The 24,874-nt window shown below is 71.3% G+C and carries 19 protein-coding genes; 11 read left to right on the plus strand and 8 right to left on the minus strand.

Going from position 1 to position 24,874, the window contains the following annotated elements; genetic code table 11:
- Positions 1-37: 37 nt before the first annotated feature.
- A complete protein-coding gene (locus tag ACZ7M3_RS22220) occupies positions 38-2,320 on the plus strand; it encodes an ArnT family glycosyltransferase (protein ID WP_472065403.1) in 2,283 nt (760 codons plus the stop codon).
- A 199-nt stretch (positions 2,321-2,519) separates the two neighbouring features.
- On the plus strand, positions 2,520-3,326 hold the full coding sequence (locus ACZ7M3_RS22225) for an endonuclease I family protein (RefSeq protein WP_472065405.1): 807 nt from the start codon (positions 2,520-2,522) through the stop codon (positions 3,324-3,326).
- A 65-nt stretch (positions 3,327-3,391) separates the two neighbouring features.
- Here ACZ7M3_RS22225 and ACZ7M3_RS22230 read toward each other — a convergent pair whose 3' ends face one another.
- The 3 genes from ACZ7M3_RS22230 to ACZ7M3_RS22240 all read right to left on the minus strand — a co-directional run bounded on the left by ACZ7M3_RS22230 (position 3,392) and on the right by ACZ7M3_RS22240 (position 7,707).
- On the minus strand, positions 3,392-5,080 hold the full coding sequence (locus ACZ7M3_RS22230; RefSeq protein ID WP_472065406.1) for a thiamine pyrophosphate-binding protein: 1,689 nt from the start codon (positions 5,078-5,080) through the stop codon (positions 3,392-3,394).
- On the minus strand, positions 5,077-6,081 hold the full coding sequence (speB, locus tag ACZ7M3_RS22235; RefSeq protein ID WP_095854515.1) for an agmatinase: 1,005 nt from the start codon (positions 6,079-6,081) through the stop codon (positions 5,077-5,079). Before speB ends, ACZ7M3_RS22230 begins: the two co-directional genes overlap by 4 nt.
- 165 nt (positions 6,082-6,246) lie before the next feature.
- Positions 6,247-7,707: a sodium:solute symporter family protein gene (locus ACZ7M3_RS22240; protein WP_472065407.1), complete on the minus strand. Its 1,461-nt coding sequence runs from the start codon at positions 7,705-7,707 to the stop codon at positions 6,247-6,249.
- 211 nt (positions 7,708-7,918) lie between these two features.
- Between ACZ7M3_RS22240 and ACZ7M3_RS22245 the strand changes: the two genes are divergently transcribed.
- The 5 genes from ACZ7M3_RS22245 to ACZ7M3_RS22265 all read left to right on the plus strand — a co-directional run bounded on the left by ACZ7M3_RS22245 (position 7,919) and on the right by ACZ7M3_RS22265 (position 14,168).
- Complete coding sequence (locus tag ACZ7M3_RS22245; protein WP_472065408.1) at positions 7,919-9,502, plus strand: PucR family transcriptional regulator; 1,584 nt, start codon at positions 7,919-7,921, stop codon at positions 9,500-9,502.
- 111 nt (positions 9,503-9,613) lie between these two features.
- Positions 9,614-10,402 carry a phosphatase gene (locus ACZ7M3_RS22250; protein WP_472065409.1) on the plus strand — a complete coding sequence of 263 codons (789 nt, stop codon included), beginning with the start codon at positions 9,614-9,616 and terminating at the stop codon, positions 10,400-10,402.
- A 262-nt stretch (positions 10,403-10,664) separates the two neighbouring features.
- A complete protein-coding gene (locus tag ACZ7M3_RS22255; protein ID WP_267061879.1) occupies positions 10,665-11,075 on the plus strand; it encodes a hypothetical protein in 411 nt (136 codons plus the stop codon).
- Between the two features lie 94 nt (positions 11,076-11,169).
- Positions 11,170-11,880, plus strand: a complete 711-nt coding sequence (locus ACZ7M3_RS22260; RefSeq protein WP_472065410.1) for an ABC transporter ATP-binding protein — start codon at positions 11,170-11,172, stop codon at positions 11,878-11,880.
- On the plus strand, positions 11,877-14,168 hold the full coding sequence (locus ACZ7M3_RS22265; protein WP_472065411.1) for an ABC transporter permease: 2,292 nt from the start codon (positions 11,877-11,879) through the stop codon (positions 14,166-14,168). Before ACZ7M3_RS22260 ends, ACZ7M3_RS22265 begins: the two co-directional genes overlap by 4 nt.
- A gap of 16 nt (positions 14,169-14,184) precedes the next feature.
- Here the strand turns inward: ACZ7M3_RS22265 and ACZ7M3_RS22270 are convergent, their stop codons facing one another.
- The 5 genes from ACZ7M3_RS22270 to ACZ7M3_RS22290 all read right to left on the minus strand — a co-directional run bounded on the left by ACZ7M3_RS22270 (position 14,185) and on the right by ACZ7M3_RS22290 (position 19,009).
- Complete coding sequence (locus ACZ7M3_RS22270) at positions 14,185-15,174, minus strand: cation diffusion facilitator family transporter (protein ID WP_472065412.1); 990 nt, start codon at positions 15,172-15,174, stop codon at positions 14,185-14,187.
- A gap of 53 nt (positions 15,175-15,227) precedes the next feature.
- The gene (gene tesB / locus ACZ7M3_RS22275) at positions 15,228-16,100 is read right to left on the minus strand and encodes an acyl-CoA thioesterase II (protein WP_095854511.1); all 873 of its coding nucleotides are present in this window, start codon (positions 16,098-16,100) and stop codon (positions 15,228-15,230) included.
- Positions 16,101-16,145: 45 nt separating this feature from the next.
- On the minus strand, positions 16,146-17,303 hold the full coding sequence (locus ACZ7M3_RS22280) for an acyl-CoA dehydrogenase family protein (RefSeq protein ID WP_054232884.1): 1,158 nt from the start codon (positions 17,301-17,303) through the stop codon (positions 16,146-16,148).
- Between the two features lie 176 nt (positions 17,304-17,479).
- Positions 17,480-17,998 carry a hypothetical protein gene (locus ACZ7M3_RS22285; protein ID WP_358732112.1) on the minus strand — a complete coding sequence of 173 codons (519 nt, stop codon included), beginning with the start codon at positions 17,996-17,998 and terminating at the stop codon, positions 17,480-17,482.
- A gap of 408 nt (positions 17,999-18,406) precedes the next feature.
- Complete coding sequence (locus ACZ7M3_RS22290) at positions 18,407-19,009, minus strand: SACE_7040 family transcriptional regulator (RefSeq protein WP_351698437.1); 603 nt, start codon at positions 19,007-19,009, stop codon at positions 18,407-18,409.
- Positions 19,010-19,107: 98 nt separating this feature from the next.
- Between ACZ7M3_RS22290 and ACZ7M3_RS22295 the strand changes: the two genes are divergently transcribed.
- Genes ACZ7M3_RS22295 through ACZ7M3_RS22310 form a run of 4 tightly spaced genes read left to right on the plus strand, consistent with a single transcriptional unit; the run spans position 19,108 to position 24,822 of the window.
- Positions 19,108-20,724 (plus strand): carboxyl transferase domain-containing protein, encoded by a 1,617-nt coding sequence (locus ACZ7M3_RS22295; RefSeq protein WP_075029220.1) that lies wholly within the window; start codon positions 19,108-19,110, stop codon positions 20,722-20,724.
- Positions 20,725-20,738: 14 nt separating this feature from the next.
- On the plus strand, positions 20,739-22,697 hold the full coding sequence (locus ACZ7M3_RS22300; RefSeq protein ID WP_472065413.1) for an acetyl/propionyl/methylcrotonyl-CoA carboxylase subunit alpha: 1,959 nt from the start codon (positions 20,739-20,741) through the stop codon (positions 22,695-22,697).
- Entirely contained in the window at positions 22,694-23,650 is a 957-nt protein-coding gene (locus ACZ7M3_RS22305) for a hydroxymethylglutaryl-CoA lyase (protein WP_472065414.1), read from the plus strand. The genes ACZ7M3_RS22300 and ACZ7M3_RS22305 overlap by 4 nt, the downstream gene beginning before the upstream one ends.
- 11 nt (positions 23,651-23,661) lie before the next feature.
- The gene (locus tag ACZ7M3_RS22310; protein WP_067381127.1) at positions 23,662-24,822 is read left to right on the plus strand and encodes an acyl-CoA dehydrogenase family protein; all 1,161 of its coding nucleotides are present in this window, start codon (positions 23,662-23,664) and stop codon (positions 24,820-24,822) included.
- Positions 24,823-24,874: the final 52 nt, after the last annotated feature.

Genomic DNA, 24,874 nt, shown 5'->3' on the forward strand with positions numbered 1-24,874 from the left:
ACAGTCCATACCCATCGGCGGTATGCATGGTGCACTGGTGACATCTGCCACCGACCCACTGCCCCCGGCCCCCGGCCGCTCCGCGGCCCCAGGCGCACCGGCCGCCGCGCCGCCCCAGGAGCCGTCCCCCACCTCCGCCGCGCCCCGCTGGTCCCTCCCCGCCCTGATCGCGATCATGGCGCTGGCCACGGTGCTGTACTCCTGGAACCTGTCCGGCTCCGGCCTCAACAGCTTCTACAGTTCCGCGATCTACAGCGGAACCCAGAGCTGGAAGGCGTGGTTCTTCGGCTCGCTCGACGCGGGCAACTTCCTGACCGTCGACAAGCCGCCGCTCGCACTCATGGTCATGGGCCTGTCGTGCCGGATCTTCGGCTTCGGCACCTGGCAGATGATGCTGCCGATGATCGCGGCCGCCCTCGGCACGATCTGGATCCTTCACTCCTCCGTGAAGCGGGTGTTCGGCCACGCCGCCGCCGCGCTCGCCGCGCTCGTGCTCGCGCTCACCCCGATCACCGTCGCCATCAACCGTGACAACAACCCCGACACCCTGCTCCTCCTCCTGATGGTGTCGGGCGCGGCCCTCGGACTGCGCGCGACCCGCGACGGCAGGCTGCTCCCGCTGCTCGGCTCGGCGGTCTGCTTCGGGCTCGCCTTCAACACGAAGATGCTCCAGGGCTACATCGCGCTGCCCGCCGTCTTCGCGGTCTATCTGTACGCATCGCACCTCGGCTGGGCGAAGCGGATCCGCAACCTGCTGCTGGCCACCGTGGCCCTGGCCGTGTCCAGCTTCTGGTGGGCGACGGCCGTCTCGCTGGTGCCCGCCGAGAGCCGTCCCTACATCGGCGGTTCGACGGACGGCACCGCCTGGAACCTGATCTTCGGCTACAACGGCTTGGGCCGCGTCCTCGGCGGCGAGGGCAACGGCGGTGGCGGAGGAGGTGGCGGCGGCTTCTCCGGTTCCGCGGGCCTCGGCCGGCTGTTCAACGACATCCTGGGCGGCCAGATCTCCTGGCTGATCCCCTTCGCGGGCATCGCCCTCGTCGGCGGCCTCGTGCTGTGCGGGCGCGCCCCGCGCATCGACCCGACTCGTGCGGCGCTGGTGCTGTGGGGCGGCTGGCTGCTGCTGCACTACCTGACGTTCGCCACGGCCGAAGGCACCATGCACCCGTACTACACGACCGCGGTCGCCCCTGGCATCGCGGCCCTGTGCGGTGGCGGCGGCGTCATGCTGCTGCGTGCCTTGCGCGGTGGTGACGTCCGCTGGTCCTGGGTGCTGCCCGCCGGGCTCGCGGTCACCGGCATCTGGGCGGTCGTGCTGTTGCGCCGGGCCACCGACTGGAACACCTGGCTGTGGCCGGCCATCGCGGTGGTCATGGCGTTGGCCGTCGTGGGCCTGTACGTCTTCCGCTCCGGCAACCGCGTACGGCTGCTGGCCGCGTCCCTGGCGGCGGCGGTCGTCGCGGCTCTCGCGGGCCCGGCGGCGTACTCGTTCGCCGTCCCGGCCGGTGCGGGCGGCGCGGGCGGCGGCATGGGCGGCACCAATCCGACCGCCGGGCCGTCCACCGGCCAAGGCGGCTTCGGCGGCGGACGGGGTGGCCCCGGCGGCAACGCGGGGGGTCCGGGCGGCGAGATGCCTGGCGGCACCCAGCAGGGCGGCCAAGCGGCCGGCCAGCAGGGCGGCCAGGCGACGCCCGGCGGCAGTGGAGCCGGCGAACTGCCCGGCGGCGCACCGCAGGGCGGCGAGAACGGCGGCTTCCCCGGCGGCGGCACGGGCGGCCAGAACGGCGAGTTCCCGGGCGGCCAGGCCGGTGGCGAGAACGGTACGGCCCCGGGCGGCACGGGCGGTCAGCGCGGCGGTTTCGGCGGCGGTGGCGGCATGGGCGGCGAGACCAGCAGCGAGCTGATCTCGTACCTGGAGAAGCACCAGGACGGCGCCAAGTGGCTGCTCGCGGTGTCCAATTCGCAGAGCGCCGGGCAGCTGATCCTGAGCACCCACAAGCCCGTCATCTCCATGTACGGCTTCACCGGCACCGACAAGGGCATGACGGTCACCAAGCTCAAGGAGCTGGTGAAGAAGGGCGAGCTTCACTACATCCAGGTCGGCGGCTCGGGCATGGGCGGCGGAATGGGCGGCAACGACAGCACCAGTTCCGCGGTCACCGCCTGGGTGCAGAAGAACGCCACCGCGGTGAAGGAGAGCGCCTACAGCAAGACCTCGTCGTCCGAGTCGAGTTCGGCCACGGGCTCCGAGTCGGAGAACGGCCAGTCGGCCCAGTCGGCCTCGACGCTCTACCGCCTGGACCCGTCCGACGTGAACTGACCGGTCCTCAAGCGCCGGAAGGCCCCTGCCCGTGCGACCCATGGGCGGGGGCCTTCTGGTACGTCAGATCGCGCACACAACCAGCGACTTGCCGGTTTCCGTCACCCAACCGACACGCTCCGTTCATTCCCTGAAACGCATGTCCATGTCACGCTCCGGTTGCCCGCTCAATCAACCCGCGTAGAACGGACTCCCCACGATGCCCGCGACAACGCACGTACGCCGCTGGAAGACGCTGGCGCTGACCACCTCAGCCGTCCTGGTAGGCCTCACCCTGCCGACGATGACCGCCACTCCCGCGAACGCCACGACGACCGCGTACGACAGCACGTACTACAAGAACGCGGTCGGCAAGACCGGCAGCAGCCTGAAGTCCTCGCTGCACACGATCATCAGCAGCCAGACCAAGATCTCGTACTCCGCGGTCTGGAACGCGCTCATGGTCACCGACCAGGACCCGAACAACAGCAACAACGTGATCCTGCTGTACAGCGGCATCTCGCGCGCCAAGTCGCTCAACGGCGGAGACGTCGGCGACTGGAACCGCGAGCACGTGTGGGCCAAGTCCCACGGCGACTTCGGCGAGGTGACCGGTCCCGGCACGGACCTGCACCACCTGCGTCCCGCGGACGTCCAGGTCAACAGCATCCGTGGCAACAAGGACTTCGACAACGGCGGCAGCACGGTGAGCGGCGGGGGCGGCAGCCTCACCGACTCCGACTCGTTCGAGCCGCGTGACGCGGACAAGGGTGACGTGGCCCGCATGATCCTCTACATGGCGGTGCGCTACGACGGCGGCGACGGCTTCGCCGACCTCGAGCCCAACGAGAAGGTGAACAACGGAAGCAACCCGTACATCGGCAAGCTCTCCGTGCTCAAGGCGTGGAGCGACGAGGACCCGCCGAGCGCCTTCGAGGAGAAGCGCAACCAGGTCATCTACGACAGCTACCAGCACAACCGCAACCCGTTCATCGACCACCCGGAGTGGGTCGACGCGATCTGGTAGACGGACGCGTCGGCGGTCGACCGGCTACGGCCCGGGCCACCGGGCCGTAGGGGTCGACCGTGCCGTCAGCTCCCGAGATGGGTCGGCGCGAACATTCGCAGCACCGCCGGGAGCAGCACCACGGACGGGCCGGGGCTTGTGAGGGCCTTCGTCAGGTCCTCCTCCAGTGTCTCGGGGGTCGTACGGACCCCCGGGACGCCGAAGGACTCGGCCAGCGCCACGTAGTCGGGGCGGGTCAGCTCCGTCGCCGTGGCCTGGCCGAAGGCGTCGGTCATGTACTCGCGCAGGATGCCGTAGCCGCCGTCGTCGACGATCAGCCAGGTGACGTTCAGGTCGTACTGCCTCGCCGTGGCGAGTTCGGCGATCGAATACAACGCGCCGCCGTCGCCGGAGACCGCGAGGACCGGGCGGGTGGGATCGGCCGCCGCCGCGCCGAGGGCCGCCGGGAAGCCGTAGCCGAGGCCGCCCGCGCCCTGGGCGGAGTGCATGGTGTTCTTTCCGCGCGGGTCGAAGGCGGACCACGCCCAGTACGCCAGGATGGTCATGTCCCAGAAGGACGGGGAGGTGGCCGGGAGGGCCCGGCGCACGGACGCCAGCACCTCCTGTTCCAGGGTGAGTTCCTGGGCGGCGATGCGCTCCCCCACCCGGTCGAGCAGCGTGCGGACGCGGTCCGCCGCCGTCGGGTCGGGGCGGTCCTCGACGGTCTCCAGGAGCGCGGAGAGCGCGAGCCTGGCGTCCGCGTGGATGCCGATCGCCGGGTGGTTGGACTCCAGCTTGCCGAGGTCGGCCTCGATCTGGACGACCCGGCCGCGGGGCTTGAACGTGTGGTAGTTCGAGGACAGTTCACCGAGGCCGGAGCCGACGACCAGCAGGACGTCCGCGTCCTCCAGGAAGTCCGTGGTGTGCCGGTCCTCCAGCCAGGACTGGAGCGAGAGCGGGTGGGTCCAGGGGAAGGCGCCCTTGCCGCCGAAGGTGGTGACGACCGGCGCGTTCAGCTTCTCCGCCAGCGACTTCAGCTTGCCGGACGCGTCCGACCGTACGACCCCGCCGCCCGCGATGATCGCGGGGCGGGCCGCCGAGGACAGCAAGTGGGCCGCCAGCGCCGTCAGTTCGGGGCGCGGGACGATGTCCTCCGGGGTCGCGTCCATCGCCGTGACCTGCGGCAGGTGGGTCTCGGCGAGGAGGACGTCCTGCGGGATCTCCACCCAGACCGGGCCGTGCGGGACGGTCAGCGCCGACTCCCAGGCCGCCGCGATCGCGGAGGGGATCTGCGACTGCGTACGGACCGTGTGGACGGACTTGACGACACCCCTGAACGACGCCTGCTGGTCGGGGAGTTCGTGCAGATAGCCGTGGCGTCCGCCGCCCAGTCCCGCGGTGGGGATCTGGCTGCTGAGGGCGAGGACGGGGGCGGAGGCCGCGGCGGCCTCCTGGAGCGCGGCCAGGGAGGTCAGCGCTCCGGGGCCGGTGGAGAGCAGCAGCGGTGCGGCCTCACCCGTGATGCGGCCGTACGCGTCGGCCGCGAACCCCGCGTTGTTCTCCACCCGCAGCCCGATGTACCGCAACGAGGACCGGCGCAGGGCGTCGAACATGCCGAGCGCGTGCTGGCCGGGCAGGCCGAAGACGGTCGTGGCACCGAGACCGGAGAGGGTCTCCACGACCAGGTCTCCACCGTTGCGGCCGGGGGGCGGATTCAGCGCGGCCTCCGTCTGCGCCGCTGACGGACGGAGCACCAGGTCGTGGTCGTGAGTCACTTGTTCCCGGCCTCCTGAGCCCTGGCCGCCGCGATCTGGCGGGACATGATCGTCGTCAGTTCGTACGCCGTGTGGGACGCGGCCACCGCCGTGATCTCGGCGTGGTCGTACGCGGGCGCGACCTCGACCACGTCCGCGGAGACCAGGTTGCAGGAGGACAGTCCGCGCAGGATCTCCAGCAGCTCGCGGGAGGTCATGCCGCCGGCCTCCGGCGTGCCCGTGCCGGGGGCGTGCGCCGGGTCGAGGCAGTCGATGTCGATGGAGATGTACAGCGGGCGGTCACCGATGCGCTGGCGCAGCTGGTCGGCGACCTCGTCGGCGCCGCGGCGGTAGATGTCCGCCGAGGTGACGATGCCGAAGCCCATCTTCTCGTCGTCGGTGAGGTCCTGCTTGCCGTACAGCGGGCCGCGGGTGCCGACGTGGGAGAGGGCCTCCGTGTCCAGGATCCCCTCCTCCACCGCCCGGCGGAACGGGGTGCCGTGCGTGTACTCGGCACCGAAGTAGGTGTCCCAGGTGTCGAGGTGCGCGTCGAAGTGGAGCAGGGCCACCGGGCCGTGCTTCTTGGCGACGGAGCGCAGGAGCGGGAGGGCGATGGTGTGGTCGCCGCCCAGCGTCATCAGGCGGGCGCCCGTGCCGAGCAGCTCGTCGGCCGCGGCCTCGACCGTCTCCACGGCCTCGTTGATGTTGAACGGGTTCGCCGCGATGTCACCGGCGTCGGCGACCTGGGCGAGGGCGAAGGGGGAGGCGTCCTGCGCCGGGTTGTACGGACGCAGCAGGCGGGAGGCCTCGCGGATGGCGTTGCCGCCGAAGCGGGCGCCGGGCCGGTAGGAGACCCCGGAGTCGAAGGGCACGCCGACCACGGCGACGTCGGCGCGGCCGACCTCGTCGAGGCGCGGCAGCCGGGCGAAGGTCGCGGGGCCCGCGTACCGCGGGACACGGGACGAGTCGACGGGGCCGCGTGGCTCACTGCCGCCTGCTGCCGGGAACTCGGTGCTGCTCATCGTCGGACTCCTCCAGGTGGTACGGGTGATGCGTGGTGCGAGTGGTGAGTGGTGCGGGTGATGCGTCTTCCAGTGTCGCGGACCCCGCTGAGGGGGACCGCCCGGCCCGGGCGCCGTGCGGCGCCCGGGCCGAAGTTCTTCAGGGGCTGGGGTGCGGTGCGGCGGCTAGGCGACCACGGCCGTCGGCTCGGCCTCGGCATCCGCACCGCGCCCGGCCAGCCGCTCGCGCCAGGCGGCCAGGACCGCCGGGTCGGTCGCGGGTGTGGCCAGGGAGACGATCACGTACGCGACCAGCGAGGACAGCAGCCCGTAGTAGACGGGCTCGTTCGCAAGGATGCCGTACGTCGCCATCAGGCCGACGACCGCGAGCCCGCCGACGACGACGGAGGCGAGCGCGCCGTGCACGGTCCCGCGCTTCCACAGCAGTCCGCCGAGGATCGGCACGAGCAGGCCGCCGACGAGCAGGTTGTACGCGACGGTCAGCGCCTCGACGACGTTGTTGAGGGCGATGGCGGTACAGATCACGGCGATGCCCATGACGAGGATGAAGAGCCGGTTCCCCTTGACCTCGTCGTGGTCGTCCCCCCGGGGCCGTACGGCTCCGCGCAGCTTGGCCCAGATGTCGTTGTTGGCGACGGTGGCGCAGGCGATGAGGGCGCCGGAGGACGTGGACATCACGGCGGCGAGGGCGGCGGCGAGCACCAGGCCCCGTACGCCGACCGGAAGCTCGTCCTTGACGATGGTCGCGAAGGCGGTGTCGGCGCTGGGCAGGGTCGGGTAGAGCACCTTGGCCGCCGTGCCGATGACGGCGCCGGCGAGGGCGTACACCAGGCAGTAGGTGCCGGCGACGGTACCGCCCCACTTGGCGGTCTTGTCGCTGCCGGCGGTGAACACGCGCTGCCAGATGTCCTGGCCGATGAGCATGCCGAAGGTGTAGATCAGCACGTAGGTGAAGATCGTCTCGCCGCCGATGCCCAGCGGGTCGAAGTACTCGGTGGGCAGCTTGGCCTTCATCTCGCTGAATCCACCGGCCTTGATCACCGCGATGGGGAGCAGGAGCAGGAGCACGCCGACGGTCTTCACGACGAACTGCACCATGTCGGTGAGGGTGATCGACCACATGCCGCCGAGCGTGGAGTACGCGACGACGATCGAGCCGCCGATGATGATCGCGAGCGTCCGGTTCATGTCGAAGAGGACGTCGAAGATGGTGGCGTACGCGATGGTCGAGGTGACCGCGAGCATCAGGGTGTAGGCCCACATGACGACACCGGAGATGACACCGGCCCGGCCGCCGTAGCGGAGGTCGAGCATCTCGGAGACGGTGTAGACCTTCAGGCGGGCGATGCGGGCGGAGAAGAACACGGAGAGGGCGAGGAGGCCGAGTCCGATGGCGAACACCATCCAGGCGCCGGAGAGCCCGTACTGGTATCCGAGCCCGACGCCGCCGATGGTGGACGCGCCGCCGAGGACGATCGCGGCCATGGTGCCGGAGTACATCGCGGGGCCCAGGCGCCGTCCGGCCACCAGGAAGTCACTCTTCGACTTGGCGCGGCGCATGCCCCACCAGCCCATGGCCAGCATGCCGGCCAGATAGACGACGATCACTGTGTAATCGATGGCCATAGGGGGCCCTCCTTCGCGCACTCGTCGGTGGCGTGTCGTGCAGATGGACGTGGGGACGTGGGGACGCGGGCCGGGCGAGCGATACCCGGCCGGGAGTCCGGCAGCTGATCGCGGGGACATACGCCCGTACCCGCGGCTGCCGACGGCACTGACCTTAGGTGGCCGGAAGGTGACTCTGAAGTGTACGTTTCATCCATCGCAGCCGATCCGGATGGAGGGAACGTCCACCGTGCCGGACACATCCGCCGCATCCACCACACCCGCCACGCCGGTCCAGCCTGTCCAACCTGTCCCACCCACCCCACCGGTCCCGCTGTCCGCCCTCCTGGCCCGGGAGGACCTCGGCCTGCGCCACATCGCGGGCCCCGTCGACCCGGACACGGTGATCCACTGGGCGCACACGTCGGAGATGGCGGACCCGTACCCGTATCTGCTGGGCGGTGAGCTGCTGCTGACCGCCGGGGTGCACATCCCGGAGGCGGCGGGCTCGGGCACCTACTTCGACGACTACGTCTCCCGGATCGTGGCGGCGGGCGGCGCGGCGCTCGGCTTCGGCCTGGCGCCGGTGCACGACACGGTCCCGCGCGCCCTGGTCGCGGCCTGCGACACCTCCGGTCTGCCCCTGCTGGAGGTCCCGCCCCAGACCACCTTCTCGGGCGTGGCCCGCGCGGTGTGGCAGTTGATGGCGCAGGCCCGGCTGGCGGAGCTGCGGCGGGTCACGGAGGCCCAGCAGAGCCTGGCGGCGGCCGCCGCGCGCCCGGACCCGGTGGCGGCGGTGCTGCGGCAGCTGGCCCAGCGGGTGGGCGGCTGGGCGGTGCTGTACGGCCCGGAGGGCGCGGAGCTGGCCCGCGCGGGAAGAACACCGAAGGACGACCCCGTGGCCGCACTCGGCACCCTGGCCGCCGTCGTCCGCCCCGGCGCAACCCAGCCCGCGGTCCCCCAGGGCCCCACTCCACCCCTCACCCCTGTCCCCACTCCCACCCCCTCCTCCGCGACCGACACCGTGGGCGGCACCCACCTGGCCGCGTACGCCCTCGGCGGCGGGCGGGGCTTCGTCCTCGGGGTCGCGGCGCCGCGCCGGGACCCCGGGGACCACACCATCGCCTCCGTCGCGGCCGTCCTGCTCGCCCTCCTCACCGGGGAGCAGCAGAGCGGGAGCGGCTCGGCGCGCTCGGCGGCGCTCGTACGACTCCTGCTGGGCGCCGCGCCCGAGGAGGTGGCCCCGCTGCTCGGCGGGGACCGGTGGACCGTCGTGCACGCCCGCCCCGCGGCGGACGGCCCGGCGCCGGACGCCGTCGCCGCGTCCGCGCTGGGGGCGGCACTGGGCTCCGCGCTCATCGACACCGGTGGGAGCGTCGTACGCGTCCTCGTCCCCGGCGACCGCGAGCCGACCGCGCAGCAGGGCTGGATCTGCGGGGTCAGCGCGGCGGTCGGCCCGCACGAGTGGGCGTCCGCCGACGGGCAGGCGGCCCGCGCCCTGGCCCGCGCCCGGGCGACCCGCACGCCCCTCGTCCGCCACGGCGAGCGCCCCGCCCTGGCGGATCTCGTGCCCCCGGCCGACGCCGCGGCCCACGCGCGCGCCCTCCTCGCCCCCATCGCCGCCACCCCCGCCCTCACCGAGACGCTCCGCACCTGGCTCTCCCTGCACGGCAGTTGGGACCGCACGGCCGTCGCCCTCTCCGTCCACCGCAACACCGTCCGCCAACGCATCGCACGGTGCGCGGCGTTGCTGGAGGCGGACCTCGACGACGCGGACGTACGGATGGAGTTGTGGTTCGCGCTGAGGGAAACCTGAGACCCCGAAGACACCCCCCGCCCTCGCCTCTCGATCTCACGCCGAGTGACCCACATCCCACGGTTCAGGACAACCACCCTCCCGGCGGAGCGCCCCGGCACAATGGGTGGCATGCCGATATCCGGGACCCCCAGCCGCGCCGAGCTCGTCGACCACCTCGTGAAGACCCGTATCGCGGGCGACGTCGCCACGCCCCGCGAGAACAACCTCTCCCACTACCGCAAGCTCGCCAACGGCGACCGCAACTTCTGGCTCGGCCTGGAACTCGGCGACCGCTGGACCGACGAGCAGGACGTGCTCGCCGTGATGGCGGAGCGGTGCGGTGTGAACGACGACCCGGAGTACCGCTACGGCCAGGACACCATCGACCCCGAGCTGACCATCGACGCCCTGGACCGGATGGCGGCGCGGCTGCGCAAGGCGGCGGACGGTGAGCAGCGGGTGCTGTTCGCGACCGGCCACCCCGGCGGCCTGCTCGACGTGCACCGTGCCACCGCCGCCGCGCTGCGCGGCGCCGGCTGCGAGATCGTCGTCATTCCGGACGGGCTGCAGACGGACGAGGGGTACGTCATGCAGTTCGCGGACGTGGCGGTGCTGGAGCACGGGGCCACGCTGTGGCACACCCACTCGGGCGAGCCGATGCGCGCGATCCTCAAGGGCCTGGAGGGCGCGGGCCAGCCCCTGCCCGACCTGGTCGTCGCGGACCACGGCTGGGCGGGCTGCGCGGGCCAGCTCGGCATCGACTCCGTCGGCTACGCCGACTCCAACGACCCGGCCCTCTTCCTCGCCGAGTCCGAGGGCACGGTCCAGGTGACGGTCCCCCTCGACGACCACGTCACAAGCCCTCGCTTCTACGACCCGCTGACGGCGTATCTGCTGACTTCCGCGGGTCTGACCTGAGCCATTCCGAGCACGCGGAGATCATGCCCAGGTCAAATAAGCGGCAATACATCGGCAAACGACCGCCAAGCGACAGCAAGATCATCGCAAATACTCCGCACCCCAAACCGCCACAGAGGTGACAGAACACCAACTCCCCACCCACGTCCCCCGGTTCACCGTTGCTACGTTTCGCCGCGGCCTTGGCATGACCACCCGGGCCACCCGGCCCCTGACCTGACCAGCCAGGGCTCACAACAGAACACAAAAACGGGAGAACACAGTGCGGAAGCTGGCAGTAGGCGCCCTCGCAGCGGGCCTTTTCGCCATGGGGGCAGGATCCGCGATCGCCGCCTCGTGGCACACCATCCCCAGGCTCACCACCGGTGGCGCGGAGTTCAACTCCGGCCAGTACACCTTCTGGCCCTCGGGCACGAAGCACGGTGGTTTCGAGTGGAAGGGCAATCTCAAGGACGCCGACAACGGCGATGGCCACAACGTCTACATGCAGGTGCGCATCGAGGGCTACGACTGGAACCGCTACAACGGCACCCAGAAGAAGTCCGTTCCGCTCGACTACGTCAACTGGAGCGGTGACGAGCTGTACACGCAGGACGCGTACATACGCGTGTGCCGGGACCGGGGCTCCCTGCACCCGGACAACTGCTCCGTGACCAAGCACTACAGCCGGTAGACCCGGCACTGGCCAGGTAGACCAGGCACTGCCGGGCCAGGTAGCGAACTCGCTTGACCCGGGCCCAGGTTGCACACCTGGGCCCGATCGCTTCTTGGGGGAAGCCATCAGTACGTCAGAGATCCTCAGTACGTCAGCGATCCTCTCCGCCACGGGAGTCGACCTCTCCTACGGCAATCAGCTCGCCGTCCGGGACGCCCACTTCTCCGTCACCCCCGGCGAGGTCGCCGCCGTCACCGGACAGAGCGGTTCCGGCAAGTCCTCGCTCCTGTACTGCCTGGCCGGGGTGCTTCCCGCCCAGCGCGGGCAGGTGCGTTTCGAAGGACGGTCGCTCGGTGACCTCGGCGACGAAGAGATCAGCGCGCTGCGCCGCGAACGCTTCGGATTCGTCTTCCAGTACGGCGAGTTGCTGCCGGAGCTGACCATCGAGGAGAACACCGCCCTGCCGCTTCGCCTCGCCGGGCAGCGCAAGCAGCCCGCCCTCGCCGCCGCGGGCGCCGTCCTCGAACGGCTCGGGCTCGGCGAGCTGCGCGGCCGCCGCCCCTCGCAGGTCTCCGGCGGCCAGAGCCAGCGCGTCGCCGTCGCGCGGGCCCTGGTCCACCGCCCCGCCGTCGTCTTCGCCGACGAGCCGACCGGCTCCCTGGACAGCGCCAACGCCTCCGCCGTCCTCAAGGAGTTCCTCGACCTGGCCCGCTCCCAGGGCACCGCGGTCGTCCTGGTGACGCACGACCCCGCGGTCGCGGCACAGGCCGACAGCCACTACACGATGTCCGACGGTGTCCTCGCCCCCCGGAGCGCCGCGTGAGGGAGTTCCTGCTCGGACTGCGGCTGCTGCTCGGCGCCGGTCGCGGCAACCGCGTACGTTTTCTGCTGATGGCGGCCGGCGGCTCCCTCGGCGTGTGCTGCCTGGCCCTGGTCCTCACCATCCCGGCGATCCTCGACGCCCACGACGGACGCGCCGCCGCCCGGGCCCTGCGGACCTCCGCAGACCGCACGACGAGCGCGCCCCTCGTCCTGGAACGCTCGGACCCGCACGGCTCCAAGGCGTTCACCCGCATCTTCGTCGCTCCCGGCACCGGGAAGGACACGGCGGCAGAGGCTCCTCCCGGGCTGTCCCGGCTCCCCGCCCCCGGCGAGGTGTTCGTCTCCCCCCGCGTCCACGACCTGCTGCGTGCCGAACCTGCCCTCAAAGGTCTGCTCCCGGGCACCGAGAAAGGCCTCATCGGCGGCGCGGGCCTCACCGACCCCGACGAGCTGTACGCGTACGTCGGCACCACCCGCGCCGAACTGGCCCACAAGGGCAGGGCGTTGACCGGCTTCGACCTCGGCTACGCGCCGACCCCGGCCGTCGACCCCTCCACCCTCACCATCCTCCGCTTCGCCCTCGCCACCCTGGTCCTGCTCCCCCTGGGCGTCTTCCTCTCCGTCTGCGCCCGGCTCTCCGCCGCCAGCCGCACCCGGCGTCTCGCCGCCCTGCGGCTGCTGGGCCTGAGCGCCAAGGGCACCCAGCGTGTGAACGCCGCGGAGACCGTCGTGGCGGCCCTGTTCGGCGCGCTGCTCGGGCTCGGCGAGTACTGGGTCCTCAACCAGGTGATGTCCAGGACCGGGCTGCCCGACCTGAAGTGGTACCCGGCGGACGGCGCCCTGTCCGCGTCCACGATCGCCATCTGTCTGCTCGGCTGCCCGGCACTCGCCTGGTTCGTCGGCCGGGCGAGCGCGCGCACCGCGGCAGCCAACCCGCTGGCCGCACGCCGCACCGCCGTCCCGCGCCCCCCGTCGAAGTGGGGCGGCCTGCTGCTCGTCACCGGCCTGGGCATCGTCAGCGGCTACTGCGTGACCGGCCTCACCGCTCACCCTTCCTCCAGCGACGGCCCCTCCGCGCTGCTCGTCCCGGCGGGCGTCCTGCTGACCGGCGCCGGCCTCGTACTGACCCTGCCGCTCCTCACGTACGCCCTCGCCCGGGGCCTCGCCGACCGGACCCGCTCCCTGACCCTGAACCTGGCGATGCGCCGCAACGAGGTGGAGCCCGGCAGCACCATGCGGGTCGTCACCGGCCTCGTCCTGCTCGTGTACGCCGCCTCCCTCGCCCAGGGCATCCTGATCGAGGAGAACCAGGTCACCCGGCCGGACAGCTCCGCGCAGGACTACTCGATCGCGCTGTCCGGCCTCACCGACCGCCAGCGACACGACCTCGCCTCGGTGCCGGGTGTCCGCGCGCACGCGCTGACGATGGACTCCTGGACCGACCCGCGCTACTCCGGCTCCGCCGTCCAGTCACGGGCGACCGCCCTCGTCGCCACCTGCGCCCAACTGACGGAGCTGGTACGGCACTCGGAGGGCTGTGTGGACGGACGGGTGCTGCGGCTCACCGATCCCGACACGGCCGCGGACCCGGGCGTGCGCGCCGGGGTCGCCTTCCCCTACCGCTTCCAGCAGGGTGGCCGGCAGAAGACCTTGTCGATCACCCTGCCGTCCGCCGCGATCGCCTATCGCGCGTACGACCCCTCGGCGGTCGGAGGTGCCGCCGTCCTCGTCCCGCCGTCCGCGCTGCCGGCCGACGCGCGCCCGGCCTCGGCGCAGTACGTGCTGACCAGCGGCTCGCAGCCCGACACCGTCCGCCGCGTGCTGGACGGCATCGGAGCCGTGGCGCCGACCGCCGACGTCAACCCGATCGGCGTCAACATCGACGGGCTGCAGCAGATCGCCGTCATCGAGACGCTGCTGGCACTCGGCATGGTCATGGGCCTGGTCATCGGCATCGCTGCGTTCCTGGTCTCCGTGACGGACCGGGCCGTGGAGCGCCGCGCGCACATCACCGCGCTCTCCCTGATCGGGGCCCGCGCGAGAACCCTGCGGGCCGTGCAGTGCGCCCAGGTCGTGCTGCCGCTGGGCATCGGCCTGGCCCTGGCGCTCGTGGCGGGCAAGCTCGCCGAGTCCAGCTATCTCGTCACCGGTGGCGGTGCGGTGTTCTGGGACGGTGCCGGCCTCGCGCCGCTCGCTCTCGTCGCCGTGGGCGCGGTGGCGGTGGCCGCGCTCGGCACGCTCCCGCTGATCGGCCGCCGCGTGAACCCGGAATTGATCCGCCGCGACTGAGCGCCCCGGGGCCCCGTCACGGCCAAGGGTTCAGGCCCTCGTGGCGGCGTTGGGCGTAGCCCGGTGTCGGGTCGAGGTACACCCGGCTCACCACGGGGAACGCCTCTCGCAGTCGGGCCTCCGCCTGTTCGCAGGCCCATTCGATCTGGGCGGCGGTCGAGACGTCCCTGAAGTCGACCTTGGCCGCGACCAGCGCCTCGCGCGGCCCCTGTACGAGGGTCGTGAGCTCCAGTACGGCCTCGACGTGCTCCACGGCGAGCAGTTCGGCCCGGATCCGCTCCCGCATCGGCTTGGGGAGGGGGCGGCCGATCAGCAGCTCGGCGTTGGAGCGGCCGAGGACCCAGGCGACGTACAGCAGGAGGAGACCGATGCAGACGGACGCGATGCCGTCCCAGACGCCGGAGCCGGTGAGCTGTCCGCCGAGCAGGCCGCCCGCCGCGAGGACGAGGCCGATCAGGGCGGCCGAGTCCTCCAGGACCACGGCCTTCACGGCGGTGTCCGGGGTGTACCGGAGGTAGCGCTTGAAGGGCGCCCCCACACGCTCCGCCTCCCCGCGCGCCTGGCGTACGCCGGTGCGCAAGGAGTAGCTCTCCAGCAGGAAGGCGACCGCGAGCACGATGTACGCGACGAGGGGGTCGCCCGGTTCCTCGCCCGCGACGAGGGTGTGGATGCCGTCGTAGAGGGAGAACACCGCGCCGCCGACGAAGGTGGCGACGGCGGCGAGCATCGCCCAGATGTAGCGCTCGGGTCCGTAGCCGAGCGGGTGGTCCTCGTCGGCCGGTTTCTCGCTGCGCTTCAGCGCGGTGAGCAGCAGCAGTTCGGTGACCGTGTCGGCCACCGAGTGCGCGGCCTCGGACAGCATCGCGCTCGATCCGCTGATGACGCCCGCGATCGCCTTGGCCACCGCGATCCCGAGATTGGCGAGGGCGGCGACGATCACCGTGAAGGTGCTCTCGCCGCCGCCGTCGTCGTCCTGCTGTCCGGCTCCCGCTTCAGTCATGGCCATGCCCCAGTCTTACCGGGTCGGCCTCCCGTCAGTCCCACCGGGCAGGCCAGGTCCTACCGGGGGATGCGGACCACGCCCTCCTGGATCACCGAGATGGCGAGCCGTCCGTCCTGGGTGTAGATGCGGGCCTGGCCGAGGCCGCGGCCTCCGGAGGCGGACGGCGACTCCTGGTCGTACAGCAGCCATTCGTCGGCGCGGAAGGGGCGGTGGAACCACATCGCGTGGTCCAGCGAGGCCCCGACGACGTCCCCTGTCACCCAGCCGCCGCGCCCGTGCGCGAGCAGGATCGAGTCGAGGAGCGTCATGTCGGAGACGTAGGTGGCGAGGACGACATGGAGGAGGGGATCGTCGGCCAGTTTGCCGTTGGTGCGGAACCACACCTGGGAGTGCGGTTCGCGTATCTCGCCGACCGTGCCGTACGGAGGCGCGTCGACGTAGCGCAGGTCGACGGACTCGCGCGCTTCGAGGAGCCGTTCGACGACGAACGGGTCCTTGATGACATCGGCGTACAGCGGCAGCAGTTCGGCCGCCGTGGGCAGCGTCTCCGGGTCGGGCGCGGGCGGCATCGCGGCCTGGTGCTCCATGCCCTCCTCGTACGTCTGGAAGGACGCGGAGAGGTGGAAGATCGGCTGCCCGTGCTGGATGGCGACGACGCGGCGGGTGGTGAAGGAGCGCCCGTCGCGGATGCGGTCCACCGTGTACACGATGGGCGCGCCGGGGTCCCCCGGACGCAGGAAGTACGCGTGCAGGGAGTGCGCGTGCCGGTCCTCGGGGACCGTGCGCCCGGCGGCCACCAGAGCCTGCGCCGCCACCTGCCCGCCGAAGACACGCGGGACGACGGCGGAGCGGGACTGGCCGCGGAAGATGTCCTGCTCGATCCGCTCCAGGTCGAGCAGATCGAGCAGGGACTCAAGTGCCTGACTCATGCGTCAGTTGTATCGTGCGCTTGTTTCCGGTGATCTTCGCGGGCCTTAGAGGCCCATGTCCTTCGCGATGATCGACTTCATGATCTCGCTGGTGCCGCCGTAGATACGGTTGACGCGGTTGTCCGCGTACAGGCGGGCGATCGGGTACTCGTTCATGAAGCCGTAGCCGCCGTGCAGCTGGAGGCAGCGGTCGATGACGCGGTGCGCGACCTCGGTGGCGAACAGCTTGGCGCTGGCCGCCTCGGCGGGGGTCAGCTCACCGGCGTCCAGGGCTTCGGTGGCCCGGTCGACGACGGCCTCGGCCGCGTCCACCTCGGCCTGGCAGGCGGCCAGTTCGAACTTGGTGTTCTGGAAGGCGGCGACGGGCTGGCCGAAGACGACCCGCTCCTGCACGTACTGCTTGGCGAACCGGACGGCGGCCTTGGCCTGCGCGTACGCGCCGAAGGCGATGCCCCAACGCTCGGAGGCGAGGTTGTGGCCGAGGTAGTAGAAGCCCTTGTTCTCTTCGCCGAGGAGGTCCTCGACCGGGACCTTCACGTCGACGAACGCCAGCTCGGCGGTGTCCGAGGTCTTCAGACCGAGCTTGTCGAGCTTGCGGCCCACCGAGTAGCCCTCGGCCTTGGTGTCCACCACGAAGAGGGAGATGCCGTGGCGGCGGTCCTCCTTGGTGGGCGCGGAGGTGCGAGCGCAGACGATCATGCGGTCGGCGTGCACGCCACCCGTGATGAAGGTCTTGGCGCCGTTGAGGACGTAGTGCGTGCCGTCCTCGGAGAGCTTGGCGGTGGTCTTCATGCCCGCGAGGTCGGAGCCGGTGCCCGGCTCGGTCATCGCGATGGCCCACATCTCCTCGCCGGAGACGAACTTCGGCAGGAAGCGCTTCTTCTGCTCGTCGGTGGCGAGCAGCTTGATGTAGGGCAGGCCGAGCAGCACGTGCACACCGGAGCCGCCGAAGGAGACACCCGCGCGGGCGGTCTCCTCGTACAGGACGGCCTCGAACTTGTACGAGTCGATGCCCGCGCCGCCGTGCTCCTCGTCCACACGGATGCCGAAGACGCCGAGCTCGGCGAGCTTGTAGTAGAAGTCGCGCGGCGCCTGGCCCGCGGCGAACCACTCGTCGTAGACGGGAACGACCTCGGCCTCTATGAAGGCCCGCAGGGTCTCCCGGAACGCCTCGTGGTCCTCGTTGAACACCGTACGGCGCACCGCCGGCCCCTCTCTGCGCCTGAACCGGCGCCGCTCTCGCGGATGTGGTTGCTCGCCGTCGGGGTTGCGCAATGAATGGCCGCGGCCCCTTGGCTAAGCGCTTGCTCAGCACTCAGGTTACCCGTCGGTCACGACGACCGTCCAGAGTCATCGGCCGCCCGCCCCCATGACGCTCGTCACGCCCGCTCCAGCTCCGCCAGCCGGGCGAGAACGCGCTGCGGGAGTTCCGCGGCGGTCAGCCGGAACGGAGTCCAGCGGTCGTTGGAGTCCGGCTTCATCGACGCCGAGAACCGGAAGCGCCCCCTGCTGTTGGGCTCGGCGACCATCTCGCCGAACGTGCCGCTCGGTATCAGCCAGGCGGTCATGATCGTTCCCCGCTCGACGTCCACGGCGACGAACAGCATGTCCAGGCCGGTCCGCGGCTGGAAGGTCTGAGCACGCACGAAGGCCATCAGTTTGCCCTGGCGAACCTGCGACCCGGTGGACATCCGGGCCTTCACCTGCACCGCCAGGGTCGCCGAGCTCCCACGCCGGTGGAAGACGAGGTCCACCCCCTCGTCGTCCACCAGCGAGGTGGAGACGTTCAGCTCACCGCCCGTGGCCAGGATCGCCGAGGCCGCGACCAGGTACTCGGCGGCCTTGCCCATCCGTGCGGCTGCCGGACTCTTCTCCAGGTAGTCCTCGTCGTCACTCATGAGGGATCAACGTACCCATGGACCCCACCACTTGGGCGGCATCGGGTCGGCCGGCGCCGAGGTCGGCTGATCGGGATGGAGGCCCAGCCGGCGCAGGGTGTCGGCGCGCACGCGGACGACGAACGTGCCATGCCAGTGGCCGTCCGACCGGACCCCGCACATGAGGTCGATCCGTACATCCCGTCCGGCGAAGGGGTCCCAGTCGATGCCCCGGTCACGCAGTCAAACCGCCATCAGCCGCCCCGGCCGCGGGCAGCCGGGGACGTTCTCGAAGCGGAAGAGGGTCACCCAGTCGGAAGCCCGTTCTCTCATGGCCATGTGTCCGTTCATGGCCGCCATCATGGCGCAGGGGACAGAGCCGCCGCTCGCACATAAACCGTATGCACAAAACCCCTGTCAAAACCCGTATCAAAGAACGGCGTCCCCGGCCGCCGCGGCGAACGCGCCCCGCGCCATCCGGTGCAGCAGGGCCGCCGTCACGCCGCGCCCCGGCAGCGCCCCCGGCCGGCCGAGGTGGGGTGTCGAGTTCAGGAGGCCGAAGACCGAGTGCACCGCCGAGCGGGCGGTGGGTTCGGTGAGGGCCGGATACACCTCACGCACGACCTCCACCCACAGCTCGACGTACTGCCGCTGCAACTGTCGTACGAGCTTGCGGTCGCTGTCCCGCAGGCGGTCCAGCTCGCGGTCGTGCAGGGTGATCAGGGGACGGTCGTCGAGCGCGAAGTCGATGTGCCCCTCGACGAGCGAGTCGAGGACCGCCTCCGCACCCCCGTCGGCCTCCGCCACCCGGCGCTTGCCGCCGGTGAGCAGCTGCCCACTGATCCCCACCAGCAGCTCGGCGAGCATCGCGTCCTTGCCCGCGAAGTGCCGGTACAGACCGGGGCCGCTGATGCCGACCGCCGCTCCTATCTCGTCCACCCCGACGCCGTGGAAGCCGCGCTCGGCGAAGAGCCGGGCAGCCTCCCGGAGGATCTGCTCGCGTCGGGTGGGGGCGTCGGTTCTCGTGGCCATGGAAGCAATTCTAGACAGGGAGGTTAGCGGTCGTTAACCTGGACGACATGCGTTAACGCTCATTAACTGGTGGACCACTGGTGAGGGGACCGCGGGATATGCACGAAGCACCGGAGCTGACGAGCGCGGCAGATCCCGCGTCGGAGGCCTGGCGGGCCAACGAGGCGGCCCATCGCGCCCTCGGCGAGGAGCTGCGCGCCAAGCTCGCCGAGGCACGCCTCGGGGGCGGTGAGCGGGCCCGGGAGCGCCACACCGCGCGCGGGAAGCTGCTCCCGCGTGAGCGCGTGGACACGCTCCTCGACCCGGGCTCGCCCTTCCTGGAGCTGGCCCCGCTGGCCGCCCACGGGATGTACGACGGGCAGGCCCCGGCCGCGGGGGTGATCGCCGGGATCGGCAGGGTCAGCGGCCGCGAGTGCGTGATCGTCGCCAATGACGCCACCGTCAAGGGCGGCACGTACTACCCGATGACCGTGAAGAAGCACCTGCGGGCACAGGAGGTGGCGCTCGAGAACCGCCTCCCCTGTGTCTATCTCGTCGACTCCGGAGGCGCCTTCCTGCCCATGCAGGACGAGGTCTTCCCGGACCGCGAGCACTTCGGGCGGATCTTCTACAACCAGGCGCGGATGTCGGGGGCGGGGATCCCGCAGATCGCCGCCGTCCTCGGGTCGTGCACGGCCGGCGGCGCGTATGTCCCGGCGATGAGCGACGAGGCCGTGATCGTGCGCAATCAGGGCACGATCTTCCTCGGCGGGCCCCCGTTGGTGAAGGCCGCCACCGGGGAGGTCGTCACCGCCGAGGAGCTGGGCGGCGGCGAGGTTCACGCGCGTGTGTCGGGCGTCACCGACCACCTCGCGGAGGACGACGCGCACGCGCTGCGGATCGTACGGAACATCGCGGCGACGCTCCCCGCGCGCGGGCCCCTCCCCTGGGCGGTCGAGCAGTCCGTCGAGCCCAAGGTGGATCCGTACGGGCTCTACGGAGCGGTGCCCGTCGACTCCCGCACCCCCTACGACGTACGCGAGGTCATCGCGCGCGTGGTGGACGGTTCGCGCTTCGCCGAGTTCAAGGCGGAGTTCGGGCAGACCCTGGTCACGGGCTTCGCGCGCATCCACGGACACCCGGTGGGGATCGTCGCCAACAACGGCATCCTGTTCTCCGAGTCCGCCCAGAAGGGCGCCCACTTCATCGAGCTGTGCGACCAGCGCGGCATCCCCCTGGTGTTCCTGCAGAACATCTCGGGCTTCATGGTGGGGCGTCAGTACGAGGCCGGTGGCATCGCCAAGCACGGCGCCAAGATGGTCACGGCCGTCGCCTGCACGCGTGTGCCCAAGCTGACCGTGGTGATCGGCGGTTCGTACGGCGCGGGCAACTACTCGATGTGCGGCCGGGCGTACTCACCGCGCTTCCTGTGGATGTGGCCCGGCGCCAAGATCTCCGTGATGGGCGGCGAACAGGCCGCATCCGTCCTCGCGACCGTCAAGCGCGACCAGCTGGAGGCGCGCGGGGACTCCTGGCCCGCCGAGGACGAGGACGCCTTCAAGGCCCCGATCCGCGCCCAGTACGAGCGGCAGGGCAGCGCCTACTACGCGACGGCCCGCCTCTGGGACGACGGCGTGATCGACCCGCTGGAGACCCGGCAGGTGCTGGGGCTCGCACTGACCGCCTGCGCCAACGCGCCACTGGGTGACCCCCAGTTCGGCGTCTTCCGGATGTGATGAGGGTGCCCGAGATGTTCGACACAGTCCTTGTGGCCAACCGGGGCGAGATCGCCGTACGCGTCATCCGCACCCTGCGCGCGCTCGGCGTCCGCTCGGTCGCCGTCTTCTCCGACGCGGACGCCGACGCCCGGCATGTCCGCGAGGCGGACACGGCGGTACGGATCGGTCCGGCGCCGGCCTCCGAGAGCTATCTGTCGGTGGAGCGGCTCCTCGAAGCCGCCGCTCGCACCGGGGCCCAGGCGGTGCACCCCGGGTACGGCTTCCTCGCCGAGAACGCCTCGTTCGCGCGCGCGTGCGCCGAGGCCGGGCTCGTCTTCATCGGCCCGCCCGCGGACGCGATCGCGCTGATGGGCGACAAGATCCGCGCCAAGGAGACGGTGAAGGCGGCCGGGGTCCCGGTCGTTCCCGGCTCCTCCGGCAGCGGCCTCACGGACGCTCAGCTGGCCGAGGCCGCACGGGAGATCGGCATGCCCGTGCTGCTCAAGCCGTCGGCGGGCGGCGGCGGCAAGGGCATGCGGCTGGTGCGGGACGCGTCGGCGCTGGGCGAGGAGATCGCCGCCGCCCGCCGCGAGGCTCGCGCCTCCTTCGGCGACGACACCCTCCTCGTCGAGCGCTGGGTCGACCGCCCCCGGCACATCGAGATCCAGGTCCTGGCCGACGGCCACGGGAACGTGGTCCACCTGGGCGAGCGCGAGTGCTCCCTCCAGCGCCGCCACCAGAAGATCATCGAAGAGGCGCCGAGCGTGCTCCTCGACGCCGGCACCCGCGCCGCGATGGGCGAGGCGGCCGTGCAGGCGGCCCGCTCCTGCGGGTACGAGGGCGCGGGCACGGTCGAGTTCATCGTCCCCGGCTCCGACCCGTCGTCGTACTACTTCATGGAGATGAACACCCGCCTCCAGGTGGAGCACCCGGTCACCGAACTGGTCACGGGGCTCGACCTGGTGGAGTGGCAGCTGCGGATCGCCGCCGGCGAGCGACTGCCGTACGGGCAGGAGGACATCACCCTCACCGGGCACGCGGTGGAGGCACGCATCTGCGCCGAGGACCCCGCACGCGGCTTCCTGCCGTCCGGCGGCACGGTGCTCGCCCTGCACGAACCCCAGGGCGACGGAGTGCGCACCGACTCGGGGCTGAGCGAGGGCACGGAGATCGGTTCGCTCTACGACCCGATGCTGTCCAAGGTCATCGCGTACGGGCCCGACCGCGCGACCGCGCTGCGGAAGCTGCGCGCCGCCCTCGCGGAGACGGTCACGCTCGGCGTGCAGACCAACGCCGGGTTCCTGCGCCGGCTGCTGGCCCATCCGGCCGTGGTGGCGGGGGACCTGGACACCGGGTTGGTGGAGCGGGAGGCGGAGGAACTGCTCTCCGGTTCCGGCGACGTACCGGAGGAGGTGTACGACGCCGCTGCCGCGGTACGGCTGTCGTCGCTGGCCCCGGCGGAGGGCGGCTGGACCGACCCCTTCTCGGTGCCCAGCGGTTGGCGCCTGGGCGGCGAGCCCGCCCCCGTGGTGTTCCACCTGCGCGCGCCGGGACTCGAACCCGTCGCTCACCGTCCGCGAGGCACGAGCACCGTCACCCCCGGCCTGGTCTCCGTCACCCTCGACGGCGTACGGCACACCTTTCACCGCGCCGGCGACTGGCTCGGCCGCGAGGGTGACGCCTGGCACGTGCGCGACCACGACCCCGTGGCCGCCTCCCTCACCGGCGCCGCGCACGCGGGGGTGGACTCGCTCACCGCGCCCATGCCCGGCACGGTGACCGTCGTGAAGGTGGCCGTGGGCGACGAAGTGACCGCGGGACAGAGCCTGTTGGTGGTCGAGGCGATGAAGATGGAGCACGTCATCTCCGCCCCGCACGCCGGGACCGTCAGCGAGCTGGACGTCACGCCGGGCACCACGGTCGCCATGGACCAGGTGCTGGCCGTGATCACGCCGTACGAGGAGACGACACCGTACGAGGAGACGACATGAGTACCCCCGAACTGGGCCTCCCCATGGCCGTGGCGGCCCCGGACCTGCCCGCCCGGGTGCGGATCTACGAGGTCGGGGCGCGCGACGGGCTGCAGAACGAGAAGGCGACCGTGCCGACGGAGGTGAAGGCCGAGTTCATCCGGCGCCTCGCGGACTCGGGCCTGACCACCATCGAGGCCACCAGCTTCGTCCACCCCAAGTGGGTGCCCCAACTGGCGGACGCGGAGCAGCTGTTCCCGCTCGTGAGCGACCTGGGCAGGTCCTCGGGGGTGCACCTCCCGGTCCTCGTGCCCAACGAACGGGGTCTGGACCGGGCGCTGGCCCTCGGCGCCCGCCATGTCGCACTCTTCGCCAGCGCGACGGAGTCCTTCGCGAAGGCGAACCTCAACCGGACCGTCGACGAGTCCCTGGCCATGTTCGAGCCGGTGGTGTCCCGGGCCAAGGCGGACAAGGTGCACGTCCGCAGCTATATCTCGATGTGCTTCGGCGACCCCTGGGAGGGGCCCGTACCCATCCACCAGGTCGTACGCGTCTGCAAGGCCCTGAGGGACATGGGGTGCGACGAACTGAGCCTCGGCGACACGATCGGCGTGGCGACACCGGGTCATGTGCAGAACCTCCTCGCCGAGCTGAACGAGGAGGGCGTGCCGACCAGCGTGCTCGGCGTGCACTTCCACGACACCTACGGCCAGGCGCTCGCCAACACCCTGGCAGCCCTCCAGCACGGCGTCACCACCGTCGACGCCTCCGCGGGCGGCCTCGGCGGCTGCCCCTACGCCAAGTCCGCCACCGGCAACCTCGCCACCGAAGACCTCGTATGGATGCTCCAGGGCCTCGGCATCGACACCGGTGTCGACCTCGCCTGCCTCACCGCCACCAGCGTGTGGATGGCCGAGCGACTGGGCCGACCCAGCCCGTCCCGCACGGTCAAAGCCCTCTCCCACAAGGAATGATCCCCATGTCCCTGGACCACCGCCTCTCCCCCGAACTCGAAGAACTCCGCCGTACGGTCGAGGAGTTCGCCCACGACGTCGTGGCACCGAAGATCGGCGACTTCTACGAGCGGCACGAGTTCCCGTACGAGATCGTGCGGGAGATGGGCCGCATGGGCCTGTTCGGACTGCCCTTCCCCGAGGAGTACGGCGGCATGGGCGGCGACTATCTCGCCCTCGGGATCGCCCTGGAGGAGCTCGCCCGGGTGGACTCCTCCGTCGCCATCACCCTGGAGGCGGGCGTCTCGCTCGGCGCGATGCCGATCCACCTCTTCGGCACGGAGGCCCAGAAGCGGGAGTGGCTCCCCCGTCTCTGCTCCGGCGAGATCCTCGGCGCCTTCGGCCTGACGGAGCCGGACGGCGGCTCGGACGCCGGCGCTACCCGCACGACCGCCCGTCTCGACCCGGACACGAACGAATGGGTCATCAACGGCAGCAAGTGCTTCATCACCAACTCCGGCACGGACATCACGGGCCTGGTCACGGTCACCGCGGTCACCGGGCGCAAGCCCGACGGCAAGCCGCTGATCTCCGCGATCATCGTCCCGTCCGGCACCCCCGGCTTCACGGTCGCCGCCCCGTACTCGAAGGTCGGCTGGAACGCCTCCGACACCCGTGAGCTGTCCTTCGCCGACGTCCGCGTCCCGGCCGCGAACCTGCTCGGCGAGGAGGGCCGCGGCTACGCCCAGTTCCTGCGCATCCTGGACGAGGGCCGTATCGCCATCGCGGCCCTGGCGACGGGCCTCGCGCAGGGCTGCGTCGACGAGTCGGTGAAGTACGCCAAGGAGCGGCACGCGTTCGGACGCCCGATCGGCGCGAACCAGGCCATCCAGTTCAAGATCGCCGACATGGAGATGAAGGCCCACATGGCCCGCGTCGGTTGGCGCGACGCCGCGTCCCGCCTGGTCGCGGGCGAGCCCTTCAAGAAGGAGGCGGCGGTCGCCAAGCTCTACTCCTCCACCATCGCCGTCGACAACGCCCGCGACGCCACCCAGGTCCACGGCGGCTACGGCTTCATGAACGAGTACCCGGTGGCCCGCATGTGGCGCGACTCCAAGATCCTGGAGATCGGCGAGGGCACGAGCGAGGTACAGCGGATGCTGATCGCGAGGGAGCTGGGGCTGACGGGCTGAGCCCCCGCCTGCGCCGAGCCCCCGTGAACACCCCCTGACTCAGGCACATCCG

This window comes from Streptomyces sp. NPDC111656 (assembly GCF_055656965.1).